This window comes from Flavobacterium cheongpyeongense (genome assembly GCF_003202435.1).
GTDB classification, from domain to species: Bacteria; Bacteroidota; Bacteroidia; order Flavobacteriales; family Flavobacteriaceae; genus Flavobacterium; species Flavobacterium cheongpyeongense.
In genome coordinates this window covers 112,683-125,219 of the sequence record NZ_QJHK01000005.1, presented here as the reverse complement: position 1 = coordinate 125,219, position 12,537 = coordinate 112,683, and the positions used below count along the sequence as shown (strand labels likewise).

The following is a 12,537-nucleotide window of genomic DNA, read 5'->3' as shown; positions in this document are numbered from 1 at the left end:
AATTATAATTTTATCTTCATATTTACGTTCTAATGCAGATTAAGCCCTTAACATAAATGTTGAAAAAAGTCACTCTGTTTTTTGTGTTTTTTAATATTTCCCTCACTTTTGGACAAATAGGCGGGAGATATGCTTATCAGTTTTTAAATTTAACAACCTCGCCAAGACAGGCAGCTTTAGGAGGAAAAGCAATTACCATTTATGATGAAGATGTAAATCAGGTAATGTTTAATCCTGCAACATTAAATGCAGATATGGATAATCATCTGGCTATGAATTACGGTAATTATTATGGTGAAGCAACTTATGGAACAGCTTCTTATGCTTATACTTACGACAGGCATTTGCAAACATTTTACGGAGGGATAAGCTATATAAATTACGGTAATTTTGAAGGCTATGATGAAAATGGACAGCCAACATCAGATTTTACAGGGAGCGAAGCTTCTCTTTCAGTAGGTTACGCTTATAATATTCCGTATACAGATATATTTGTTGGAGCAAATGCTAAGTTGATAACTTCTGCTCTAGAGACTTATAATTCTGTTGGAGGTGCATTCGATTTAGGTTTTTTGTTCATTGATCAAAGAAATGATGTGAACTGGGCATTGGCAATACGTAATATTGGAACTCAGTTTACCACCTATTCAGGGATGAAAGAAAAATTACCACTTGAAATTATCGCAGGTGTTTCACAAGAATTAGATCATGTACCGATTAGATGGCATTTATCTTTAGAAAATTTGCAGCAATGGAATATTTCTTTTTCAAATCCTGTTCGTGCACAAAGTAATATTGATGGTTCAACTAAGGAAGATAAGGTTTCATTTGTTAATAATGCTCTGCGACATGTGGTTTTTGGAGTGGAACTTTTTCCCAAAAAAGCATTTAATATTCGATTAGGATATAATTTTAGAAGAGCCGAAGAATTAAGAATAGAGGAACAGCGTAATTTTTCGGGAGTTTCTTTAGGTTTTGGATTAAAAATGAATCGATTAAAATTCAATTATTCGTATTCAAAATATACATTAGCAGCAAACACAAGTCTTTTTGGTTTAAATATTAATCTTCAATGATGTATTTTGTATGAAAATATTTAATTTAATTTTAGTTGTATTAGTATCAGTCTTCTTTATAAGTTCCAAACCTTATTTGAAAGATAAACCCAATAGTCTGGAAATAGAAAGAATTAATTTTAGGATTGAGGAAATGAAATCAATGCTGAATGCTAATTCTAAATACAATGTTAAGATTGCTTTTTTTATTGATATGAAAATTCCATCCGGTAAAAACCGTTTTTTTGTCTATGATTTACAGAATAATAAAATTATAGATAAGGGCCTTGTTGCTCATGGCTGTGGCTCAGAAACAGGAATCAAAGGAAACTTGAAATTTAGCAATACACCCAATTCAAATAGTACTTCATTAGGAAGATATTCTATCGGGGCTAATTATAACGGCATATTTGGCAAGGCATATCGATTATTTGGCTTGGATGAAACCAATAGCAATGCATTTAAAAGAGCGATTGTTTTGCACCATTATTCAGCAGTTCCATACGAAGAACAAGACCATCACATCAGTCGTAGTCACGGTTGTCCAATGATTAACGAACAATTTTTTAAAAGAATTGAGAAAATTATAGATTCTTCGAAATCAAACATACTTTTAGATATTTATTATTAAAAAAAGTAACAAAAAAATACCTTAATTTAAAATTATCACTTTGAGAAATATTACGATTGCTATTGACGGCTTTTCCTCAACCGGAAAAAGTACTTTAGCAAAACAACTGGCCAAAGAACTTGCTTATGTTTATGTAGATACGGGAGCAATGTATCGCGCAGTTACTTTGTTTGCAATGAACAACAACTTTATTAAAGCTGATTTTTTTGATAAAAAAGCTTTAATTAATTCACTTCCTAAAATTAAACTGGAGTTTAAATACAATCCTGAATTGGGTTTTGCAGAGATGTATCTAAATGGTGAAAATGTTGAAAAACAAATTCGCACTATCGAAGTTTCCAGTTTTGTAAGCAAGGTTGCCGAAGTTTCTGAAGTGCGCTCGAAATTAGTTGAACAGCAACAGGAAATGGGAACCAATAAGGCTATCGTAATGGATGGGAGAGATATCGGAACAGTTGTTTTTCCAATGGCTGAACTCAAAATTTTTATGACTGCAAGTGCAGAAACCCGCGCACAGAGACGATTTGATGAATTGCGACAAAAAGGTGATAATGTATCTTATGAAGATGTCTTAAAAAATGTGGTCGAAAGAGATTATATTGATACACATCGTGAGGATTCTCCTTTAGTAATAGCTGATGATGCAATAGAAATCGACAATTCATACTTAAATCGAGAAGAACAATTTACCGCAGTTTTAGAATTGGTAAATGAAGTTGTTAAAAAAGTTTAATTCTTTGTAGATTTCATTTTTAATAGTAGTTTTACTGCTTCATCATTTAAAGACAAATACTATTATGAGTATAAAACTAAGGCTTACAATCATGAACTTTTTCCAGTTTTTTGTATGGGGAATATGGTTGATTTCATTAGGAGGATATATGGGACAGGTTTTTGGCCCTATCGAAGGAAGCAGTATCGGTTTGTCTATTGGCAGAACATATGGTTCGATGGGTTGGGCAAGTTTGTTTATGCCGGCTTTGCTGGGGATTATTGCAGATAAATACCTGAGTGCTCAAAAAGTATTGGGAATTTCGCATATCATTGCCGGAATTGCAATATACTTTGCCACAAGAGCAACCAATTCAACAGAAATGTACTGGATTATTTTTGCCACAAGTTGTTTTTATATGCCAACAATAGCATTAAACAATTCTGTAAGTTATGCGGTTTTAAATAAATTCAGCTTTGACGTCCAGAAAACCTTTACCCCAATCCGTGTATGGGGAACAGTAGGTTTTGTAATCGCTATGTGGATAACTGATTTAACGGACTGGAAATCAAATACGCTTCAGTTTGTTTTTGCTTCAGTATCTATGATTATTACAGGGCTTTTTTGTTTTACATTACCGGATGTACCCGCAGAAAATAAAAACAGCAATCAATCACTTACCAGCAAATTTGGGTTAGACAGTTTTGTACTTTTTAAGCAAAAGAAAATGGCAATATTCTTCGTTTTCGCTATGTTATTGGGGGCTGCATTGCAAATAACGAATATGTTTGGTGATACTTTTATAAGAGATTTTGGCTCTAACCCGCAATATCAAGGCACTTTTGGTGTTGAACATTCTGTTTTTATAATTTCATTATCTCAAATTTCAGAAACGCTGTTTATATTGACTATTCCATTTTTCTTAAAACGATTTGGAATAAAACAGGTTATGATTTTTAGTATGATAGCATGGGTATTACGTTTTGCGCTATTTGGGATTGGAAATCCCGGTTCAGGTGTTATTTTCCTGATATTATCGATGATAGTTTACGGAATGGCATTTGACTTTTTTAATATTTCAGGTTCATTATTTGTTGAAAAGCAAACTGACAGTAAAATCAGGTCTAGTGCTCAGGGACTTTTTATGTTAATGACGAATGGAATAGGAGCCATAATTGGTGGCGAACTTGCAGGACGTACAGTAAGTTATTTTACAATAGGTAATAAAATACAATGGTCTAATGTCTGGTTTACATTTGCGGCTTATGCGTTTGTTATCGCAATAGCATTTGCAATTTTGTTTAAATATAAACATGACCCAAAGGAACTGGAAAATTTAGAGCATTAAAAAATTTTTAGATGTAAAAAACAATCCCGCTATAATTAGGCGGGATTGTTTTTTTATAAATTTGAGTATTATAGTTTTATTTAGTTTGCTGGAATTTTTTAAGCGATAACAATGCCTGTTCTTTTATCTTGTTTTGAAAAAAACCTGTCCATCCTAATAAATATCCGGTAATTCCGAAAGCTTGTTTTGACCATTTCCAAACATCAAAATTATCAGTATGTTTAATAATCAATCCATCCTGAAAAATAAATTCAGAAGAAATCCTGTTAATTACTTTACGGTTTGTTTTGCTGAATTTATAAGTAGCAACCCACCGTGCAGATCCTGAAAATTCATCGGTTTTTATATTTGAAAACTCAATTTTAATATCTCCTTTGCTTTTTAAAATCAGCATCTCCCACATTTTAGAAACCTGATCACCTTTTAAAAGACCAAAAGCAGGGTCTACAAAATGGACTTTTGGATGATAACATTCGACCATTGTTTTTACATCAGCATTTGCAAATGCAGTATAAAATTTACCAATTAGATTTTCGTTAGAATTCATTTTAACAAAATTAGACTGTAAAAATAGGATTATTTTTGGTTAAATAATCTTTATAAGAGATTAATAGAAGCAGCTGTATCAAAAGTTTTTTTAGACTTGTCAAATGCAGTCGAGAAATAACTCTTCCTGCTTACTGCTGTAAAGTAACCAGTTTGGTTTCCAAATGCATTTGAATTACCTGAAATTATAAATCGAATTGCTTTTATGTCGGTTTTTTTTAATTTTAAAAATTCTGCAGGTGTAAAATAATAATAGGATGTTGTTTTTCCTTCTTCGGTCTCCTTGACATTTTTATCTACACATGCAATTACATCAGCATTGACTAAATCAACATATACACCACCTGAGATCCTGGTCTTGTCATTTGTGGTTGCTATTGTTAGTTTTAAAATCCCACCCTTTTCTGTTTTTGCAATCTGCACATCAACTTCTCCCGTAAGAGCGTATTTTTCGCAAATAAAAGTATAACTTTCAGTTGCCGGGTAAGGTTTTGATCCTTTAATAGTGATCGTTTGCTGAGCATTGGCAAAAGGTGAGATTAAAAGAAACAAAAAGAAAGATAATTTAAAATTCATAATTTTTTACTTGTTATTCATTTATTTGCTTGTCAAATTTTTCATCCCAGTCCATTGATTTTATGGCAGAAACCAAATTTTCATCGTTTACAAAAACCCGAAGTTCTTTATTGGCCACCTTTTTCGTATACAATGCATGATAGCGATAAATAGTTTCTTGTTTGGTTTTATAAACACCGTCTAATTTTAAATCAATAAAGCTTCCGTAATACTGCCGAAATCTTATACAAGTTTTGGTAAGATGTTCTTCAGATGTATTATCCATAACCGATTTTGTTACTTCAGTTTCATTAAAAGGTTTGAATTTTGATGTATTGCATGTCTCCAGAACTCTTTTTCCCAATGAATATGCTTTATTTTGCTGATCCGGATTCATTTCGCCACTCAAAACTTTTTTAATTTTTATGTCTTCAGTATTTCTGCTTACTGTTTTGGATTTACAACCTATTAATAGTAGCAAACATATAATCAATACTGCTTTCCTCATAACTATTTATGTTATTTTTAATAATAAATTGGGATCCGGACAGTTTTCAATATAAAAATTTAAGTCTTTTGTATTGCAAACCCCGGGGTAATCGCCCCAATGATCGGCTATGTTTTTAATAATTTGAAAATGTAAATGCGGTGCATAATCTCCGTTGACATCTGAATTTCCAATATTAGCAAGGTATTCTCCTTTTTTAAAAAAATCACCGACACTAATTCCTTCTATACTTTCTAACGACAAATGTCCATATAAAGTATAAAATTTTTGATTTTCAATTTCATGCTCCAAAATTATGGTAGGACCATAATCACCTAATCCAATATTGTTTTTGAAACTATGTATTTTTCCATCAAGAGCTGCTAAAACAGGAGTTTCAGCTTTTACCCATAAATCCATTCCAATATGAATATTGCGTTCAGGAATTAAATCGTTTTTAAAAATGGCACTTCTTTGATACAAAGTCCGCCCTTCTATGTAGCCACCAAAAGCTACCTCGCCATTGTTTTTTTTTAGATGATTAGTGATATATTCTTCAAAATAAGCTGAATTACCGGGTTTATTACCTGTTAAAATCTGGTTATTTATAGATAAATCCAAAGGAATGTATTTAGAATAAGCAATAGTTGAATCGATAATTTTTGTAGGGGGGATATTTTTTAATATAGAGGCTAAAGGTCTCATAATAGTTATTAGGCAACTTTTTCAATAATAATTAATTCGTTATGATGCTCTATGCGAGGCAGCATTTTAGTTGTATATAATTCAGGATCAATTTCTGAAACGTATTTACGATTTCGCGCATTATGCTTTTCATCAAGGATCATAGTGTTAAAAAGTACAAAGCCCTGCTTTTTTAAAATAGAACAGATTTTTTCACTAAAGAAACGTTCAAACAAAAAGTTAGGCATATTAGTATCTTCAAAAATATCGATAATAATTAAATCGTATCGGTTTTTAGTTTTTAGAACAAATTCAAAAGCATCATCGATAACAATTTCTAGTTGCTTAATCTGAGAAAGATTAAAATATTGATCTGCAATCTGAATTATATCTGCATCAATTTCAACTCCTGTTATTTTGCCTTTAAATTCAACTTCATCAACCAGTGTTTTGATAACACTTCCTCCGGCAACACCCAACACCAATATATGATTCATTTCCTGAATAGTTTCAAAACCAATATTTCTTAAACCATATCTTAATATTCGCTGTAAACTTCCATACGAGTAATTTGTATTTTCAGAATCCAGAACTAATTGACCATTAACCCAGGTAACTTCAATCATTTTACTGCGACTTGATTTTTTTTTGAATATTTTAACAGGAATTAAATAACTAAATATTTTTTGAATCATTTTTTACGCTTTTACCCAAATTTAGTATTTATTTTTTTTATTTTGTGCGAAATATGAAATTTAATGAAGAAACAATTGTATGAATTTCTTTTTCTAAAGCTAATGGGCTGGAAGATAGTTGGGATTGAGAATGCTCAAGTAAAAAAATGTGTGATGATGGTTATGCCTCATACAAGTAATCATGATTTTTATTTAGGAATTTTTGTTAGAGGAATATCGGGTTTGGAGATGAACTGGGTAGGGAAAAAGGAATTGTTTAGATTTCCGTTTGGTTATTATTTTAGAAATGTAGGAGGTGAGCCGCTGGATCGGTCCGGAGGTTTGAATAAAGTTGATGCTATTACTTCTATTTTTGATAGAAAAGAAATTTTTCGGTTAGCTGTTGCTCCTGAAGGAACCCGAAAAAAAGTTACAGAAATCAGAAGTGGTTTTTATTACATCGCCCTAAAAGCAAATGTACCTATAATTCCGGTTGCTTTTGATTGGGGTAAAAAAGAAGTGAACTTAGGAAAAGCATTTTTTCCTACTGGTAAATACGATGACGATTTACAAGTTTTGAAAAAAATATATAATGGAGTGAAAGGTAAAATTCCAAATAACGGTTTTCAATTGTAGTATAGATTTTTTTCAAAGCCTAATAATTTTTTCACTGCTAATAAATTAGGAATTAATTTCTAATTATAAGGAATAGGCTTTAAATGTTCCGTTTTTATAAAAAAGTACAATTTTTTCAATTTGCTTGTCTTCTAAATCAAAATTATTATTTTTTAATTCTGATGGACTTTCATTTACTATTTGGCTATTTTCCTGAACGTTTGTTTTGGAAAAAGAATCTTCATTAGTGTTTTTATGGGAGGAAATCTGAGATGATACTTTTGAAATTTCTAAAGGGATTTCGTTGTTTCTTTTGGGGAAATGACCTTTTCCTGTCAAAATCCAATATAAGTCTACATCTGGAAAAACTTCCAGTATTTTCATTATAAAATCTAAACTTGGTTTATTTCTTCCCGATAGAAGATGGGACATACTGGAGCGTTGCACGCCTATTTTATCGGCAAAAGCAGATACACTCAAAGCGTAATACTCAAGCAGGCTTTCAAGTCTTTTTACAAATTCATCGGTGTTTAACATTGTAAAATTTTGTTTCAGGAAAATGTTTTACAAATGTAAACAAAAGGATTCGTCGAAACAATTTTAAAATCAAATTAAGTAGTTTTATTTTGAAATTAATAATTTAAATAATATTGTTTAAACTACTGATATTTAAAAATATAAATGTTATTCTTGTAAGATATTATTTTTATTGCTTTTTTTCTAAAATACGACTGGGAAACATGAAAAAACTGTTTACAATGTTGAATTTTTGTTGAATAAAATGATTTACAATTGTAAAAGTAAAGATGTTTACTTTTGTAAACTAATTAAAAAGACAATGAATTTAGAAGAATTATTTAATCAAAACAAAGAAAAATCTATTGAGGGACGATACCTGACCCTGGAACACATTGAGCCGTTATTGAATAAAATAAATTCCAATAATCAGGTTAAGATTATTGGAAGGTCTGTTTTAGGAAAACCTATATATAGTTATGAAATTGGTTCAGGTGAAATGCGAATTTATTTGTGGTCACAAATGCACGGAAACGAAAGTACAACAACGAAAGCATTGTTTGACTTTATTAATGTTTTGAATAGCGGTTCTGAGTTTGCGGATAAAATGCTTTCAGCTTTTACTTTCTATTGTATACCAATACTAAATCCTGACGGGGCTGCGTTATATACCCGTGCAAATGCAAATAAAATCGATTTAAACAGGGATTCACAAGATTTAACTCAGCCAGAAAGTAAGGTTTTGCGTGAAGTTTTCGAAGCTTTTAAACCGCATTTTTGTTTTAACTTGCATGATCAGCGTACTATTTTTGGAGCGGGGGAAACAGGTAAGCCGGCTACAGTATCGTTTTTGGCACCCTCGTATAATGAGCAAAGAGAAATTAATGAAAACAGATTGAAGGCAATTAATCTAATTGCTGCAATTAATGACAGATTGCAGGAATATATACCTGGACAGGTAGGACGCTTCGATGATTCATTTAATATTAATTGTATAGGTGATACTTTTCAGTATTTAGGAGTTCCTACAGTTTTATTTGAAGCTGGGCATTTTCAGAACGATTACAACAGGGAAGTCACTAGAAAATATGTATTCTTTTCGCTCGTTACCAGTTTTAAAGCGCTTTTCGAAAACGATATAGTTAATAATAGGATTGCTGATTATTTGAATATTTCACAAAATAAAGTGGTTTTTTATGATTTTATGTATAAAAATATCAAAATAAATTATGATGGTATCGAAATTATTACGAATTTTGTCGCTCAATACAAAGAGGAATTGATTGACAACAAGATTCAATTTAATGCTTATATAGTTGAAGTAGGGGAATTAGAAAATTACTTTGGACATTATGTTTACGATGCAAAAGGCGCCGCATACTCAGATGATTTTACCAATTTTCCGAAAACTGATCAAAAAGCAAGCTTTTATTTAGATAAAAACGTTAAGTTTGTTAATGGATTGATAAAAAGTTAAATTTTATGTGAATTTGTTGTTTTTTATATATATTTTTATACTTTGTAATACACATTAGTAATATTAATTAAAGAATTATGAGTAAATTTCGTTTAGATGAAGTAGATCACCAGATTTTAGATATGTTAATAGATAATACGAGAGTTCCGTTTACTGACATTGCAAAAAAATTGTTGATTTCTGCCGGAACGGTACATGTTAGAGTAAAAAAAATGGAAGATGCAGGGATAATCATGGGATCTTCGTTAGCCTTAGATTACGATAAATTAGGGTATTCATTTATTGCTTATGTTGGGGTGTTTCTTAATAATACATCACAGACAAAATTTGTATTAGAGCGAATTAACCAAATTCCATTCGTAACAGTAGCTTCTGTAACGACAGGAAAGTTTAATATTTTCTGTAAAATTAGAGCTAAAGATACTAAGCATGCTAAAGAGGTCATCTTTATGATTGATGATATTGAAGGAGTTTACAGAACTGAAACAATGATTTCATTAGAAGAAAGTATTAACGATAAGAAGCGTTTGATGCATACTATTTTTAAAAATATGTAATATTTTCTTGAATGCTATATTGATAAAATATAACCTCAAGTTTTCTTGGGGTTTTTTTATGACTAAATAACCAACAACTATAAAGGATTATGTACACGTTGCCAAAAATAGAACGTTTTAATCAGGATGTTCTTTCTAAATACCATATTTATAATAGTGTTTTTATAACATTACCTTTCGATTCTATTGATAATACAGGAGTGTTGCTTCCTTTGTTTACAGAAACCTGTGAAACAGGGTTTAAAAAACAGGAAACTCCTAAAGAAATTTTCGACTTTTTCTCAAGTAAATTTTTAAATAATGCTTCAGAAACAGAGAAAATAGATTTGATGTTTCGGTTTATTCAGTATATAGAACGCCAAATTGTATTATTTGATGCTATCGAAGATGCTGCTTTTCCTGTGGTTAATAATATGGAAGGACGAGGCTCTCTTCGTGATATTAAAGAAAAATCAGATGCAAAAGAAAAAGATGATAAATTAATTGATTTTCTTGAAAATTTCAACGTTAGAACTGTATTAACAGCGCATCCGACACAGTTTTATCCTGGACCGGTTTTAGGAATTATAAATGATTTAACGGAGGCTATCAGGCAAAACGATTTATTGAGAATCAAGCAGTTATTAGCACAATTAGGAAAAACACCTTTTATACAGAATGAAAAGCCAAATCCTTATGATGAAGCAGTTAGTCTGATTTGGTATCTTGAAAATGTATTCTATGAAACTGCAGGGGAAATAGTTCATTATTTACAAAAGAATATCCTTGAAGGAGAAGCAATCCAAAATCAATTAATCAAACTTGGTTTCTGGCCAGGAGGGGATCGTGACGGGAATCCATTTGTGACAACTGATATAACATTGAAAGTTGCAGAACGTTTGCGTACTTCAATTTTAAAATGTTATTATGTTGAAATGAGAAATTTAAAAAGGAAGTTAACTTTCTCAGGGGTAGATACTTTAGTAGCTGAACTTGAATATAAGCTTTACCGGTCTGTTTTTTATTCTAAAGGTGAAATCTATATTACCTTAGAAGAGTTGTTGACTCAGTTAAATAAAATCAGAACCATAATTATAGAAAAGCACCAGTCTTTATATCTGGATGAATTAGAAGCATTATTGGTTAAAATTAATTTGTTTGGATTTCATTTTGCTACTCTGGATATTCGTCAAAATAGTAAAATTCACAATGCTGTTTTTCATGATGTCGTAAATTATTATTTAAATTCAGACTCAAAAATATTTCCGGATAATTACTTTGACTTATCTGAGGATGAAAAATTAGTTGTTTTATCTAAAGTTAAAGGTGACTTAAATCCGGCTGATTTTGATAATGAAATTACAAAACTAACTTTGGAGTCTGTTCAGGCTATCAAGACGATTCAGGAAAATAATGGTGAATTTGGCGCCAATCGTTATATTATTAGTAATAACGAGAGTGCATTGAACGTAATGGAAACTTTCGCCATGATTCGTTTAAATAATTGGGAAAATCCAACGGTTGATATTATTCCGCTTTTTGAATCAGTAGATGATTTACAAAATGCACATGAAATAATGGAACAACTATATACGAATCCTGAATATGCTGCACATTTAAAATCTCGAGACAATAAGCAGACTATTATGCTTGGTTTCTCAGATGGTACAAAAGATGGAGGTTATTTAATGGCAAACTGGAGTATTTATCAGGCAAAAATTGAGCTTACGCAAATTTCAAGAAAATATGGTATAAAAGCTATTTTCTTTGATGGGCGTGGAGGACCTCCTGCACGTGGTGGTGGAAAAACTCATAAATTCTATGCGTCTCTAGGGCCAAAAATTGAAAACAACGAAATTCAAATTACTGTTCAGGGGCAAACTATTAGTTCTAACTTTGGAACTTTAGATTCTTGTCGTTATAATATTGAAAATTTACTAAGTGCCGGAGTAACTAATCAGGTTTTTAGTAAAGAAAAAAATGAACTTAGCCCTGAAGAAACTGCTATTTTGACTCAATTGGCAAATTTAGGTTATGATAAATATTTAAGTTTTAAAAATCATCCTAAATTCATACCCTATTTAGAGAAAATGAGTACGTTAAAATACTATTCTAAAACAAATATTGGAAGCCGTCCATCAAAAAGAAGTAAATCGGAGCAGTTGGATTTTGCTGATTTAAGGGCAATTCCTTTCGTGGGTTCCTGGAGTCAACTGAAACAAAATGTACCTGGATTTTTTGGAGTAGGTTCTGCTTTAAAACATTTTGAAGAAACGAATCAATGGGACAAAGTAAGCGATCTGTATCATAACTCATTATTCTTTAAAACTCTTTTAGAGAACAGTATGATGTCTCTGGCAAAATCATTTTTACCATTAACAGCTTACATGAGAAAAGATCCTGAATTTGGTGAATTCTGGCAGATTATCTATGACGAATTTTTAGAAACTGAACGTCTTTTGCTTAAAATTGCAGGTCACAAAACACTGATGGAAAATTATCCTGATGGTAAAGCATCAATTCAAATTAGAGAGCGTATTGTTTTGCCATTGTTAACAATACAACAATATGCTTTGTTGAGAATTAATGAACTGAATAAAGAAGTAACAGTAGATCAGGATTTGATTAAAGTATATGAGAAAATCGTAACCCGATCTTTGTTTGGTAATACAAATGCAAGCAGAAACTCTGCATAAAAAAT

14 protein-coding genes are annotated in these 12,537 nt (G+C 31.2%); 8 read left to right on the top strand and 6 right to left on the bottom strand.

Annotation, left to right across the window (positions count from 1 at the left end):
* Window positions 1-56: 56 nt before the first annotated feature.
* The 4 genes from porQ to DMB65_RS07865 all read left to right on the top strand — a co-directional run bounded on the left by porQ (window position 57) and on the right by DMB65_RS07865 (window position 3,746).
* Window positions 57-1,076 (top strand): type IX secretion system protein PorQ, encoded by a 1,020-nt coding sequence (gene porQ / locus DMB65_RS07880; RefSeq protein ID WP_110306102.1) that lies wholly within the window; start codon window positions 57-59, stop codon window positions 1,074-1,076.
* A gap of 10 nt (window positions 1,077-1,086) precedes the next feature.
* Complete coding sequence (locus DMB65_RS07875; protein WP_110306101.1) at window positions 1,087-1,686, top strand: murein L,D-transpeptidase catalytic domain-containing protein; 600 nt, start codon at window positions 1,087-1,089, stop codon at window positions 1,684-1,686.
* 40 nt (window positions 1,687-1,726) lie between these two features.
* Window positions 1,727-2,419, top strand: a complete 693-nt coding sequence (cmk, locus tag DMB65_RS07870; RefSeq protein WP_110306100.1) for a (d)CMP kinase — start codon at window positions 1,727-1,729, stop codon at window positions 2,417-2,419.
* A gap of 64 nt (window positions 2,420-2,483) precedes the next feature.
* Window positions 2,484-3,746 (top strand): nucleoside permease, encoded by a 1,263-nt coding sequence (locus DMB65_RS07865; protein ID WP_110306099.1) that lies wholly within the window; start codon window positions 2,484-2,486, stop codon window positions 3,744-3,746.
* Window positions 3,747-3,822: 76 nt separating this feature from the next.
* Here DMB65_RS07865 and DMB65_RS07860 read toward each other — a convergent pair whose 3' ends face one another.
* The 5 genes from DMB65_RS07860 to DMB65_RS07840 are packed head-to-tail and all read right to left on the bottom strand — an operon-like array spanning window position 3,823 to window position 6,713.
* The gene (locus DMB65_RS07860; protein WP_110306098.1) at window positions 3,823-4,293 is read right to left on the bottom strand and encodes a nuclear transport factor 2 family protein; all 471 of its coding nucleotides are present in this window, start codon (window positions 4,291-4,293) and stop codon (window positions 3,823-3,825) included.
* A gap of 50 nt (window positions 4,294-4,343) precedes the next feature.
* Window positions 4,344-4,868, bottom strand: coding sequence for a hypothetical protein (locus DMB65_RS07855; protein ID WP_110306097.1), 525 nt, complete (start codon window positions 4,866-4,868; stop codon window positions 4,344-4,346).
* Window positions 4,869-4,881: 13 nt separating this feature from the next.
* Window positions 4,882-5,355, bottom strand: a complete 474-nt coding sequence (locus DMB65_RS07850) for a hypothetical protein (RefSeq protein ID WP_110306096.1) — start codon at window positions 5,353-5,355, stop codon at window positions 4,882-4,884.
* A 6-nt stretch (window positions 5,356-5,361) separates the two neighbouring features.
* The gene (locus DMB65_RS07845) at window positions 5,362-6,039 is read right to left on the bottom strand and encodes a peptidoglycan DD-metalloendopeptidase family protein (protein ID WP_110306095.1); all 678 of its coding nucleotides are present in this window, start codon (window positions 6,037-6,039) and stop codon (window positions 5,362-5,364) included.
* Between the two features lie 8 nt (window positions 6,040-6,047).
* Complete coding sequence (locus DMB65_RS07840; RefSeq protein ID WP_110306094.1) at window positions 6,048-6,713, bottom strand: spermidine synthase; 666 nt, start codon at window positions 6,711-6,713, stop codon at window positions 6,048-6,050.
* A gap of 63 nt (window positions 6,714-6,776) precedes the next feature.
* On the opposite strand from DMB65_RS07840, the gene DMB65_RS07835 reads away from it, so the two are divergent.
* Window positions 6,777-7,328 carry a 1-acyl-sn-glycerol-3-phosphate acyltransferase gene (locus tag DMB65_RS07835; protein ID WP_110306093.1) on the top strand — a complete coding sequence of 184 codons (552 nt, stop codon included), beginning with the start codon at window positions 6,777-6,779 and terminating at the stop codon, window positions 7,326-7,328.
* Window positions 7,329-7,391: 63 nt separating this feature from the next.
* On the opposite strand, the gene DMB65_RS07830 is transcribed toward DMB65_RS07835, so the two are convergent.
* Window positions 7,392-7,844 (bottom strand): helix-turn-helix domain-containing protein, encoded by a 453-nt coding sequence (locus tag DMB65_RS07830; RefSeq protein ID WP_110306092.1) that lies wholly within the window; start codon window positions 7,842-7,844, stop codon window positions 7,392-7,394.
* 301 nt (window positions 7,845-8,145) lie between these two features.
* Between DMB65_RS07830 and DMB65_RS07825 the strand changes: the two genes are divergently transcribed.
* The 3 genes from DMB65_RS07825 to DMB65_RS07815 all read left to right on the top strand — a co-directional run bounded on the left by DMB65_RS07825 (window position 8,146) and on the right by DMB65_RS07815 (window position 12,532).
* Window positions 8,146-9,300, top strand: a complete 1,155-nt coding sequence (locus DMB65_RS07825) for a M14 family metallopeptidase (protein ID WP_110306091.1) — start codon at window positions 8,146-8,148, stop codon at window positions 9,298-9,300.
* A gap of 77 nt (window positions 9,301-9,377) precedes the next feature.
* Window positions 9,378-9,857, top strand: a complete 480-nt coding sequence (locus DMB65_RS07820; protein WP_007805990.1) for an Lrp/AsnC family transcriptional regulator — start codon at window positions 9,378-9,380, stop codon at window positions 9,855-9,857.
* Between the two features lie 89 nt (window positions 9,858-9,946).
* On the top strand, window positions 9,947-12,532 hold the full coding sequence (locus DMB65_RS07815; protein WP_110306090.1) for a phosphoenolpyruvate carboxylase: 2,586 nt from the start codon (window positions 9,947-9,949) through the stop codon (window positions 12,530-12,532).
* Window positions 12,533-12,537 lie beyond the last annotated feature (5 nt).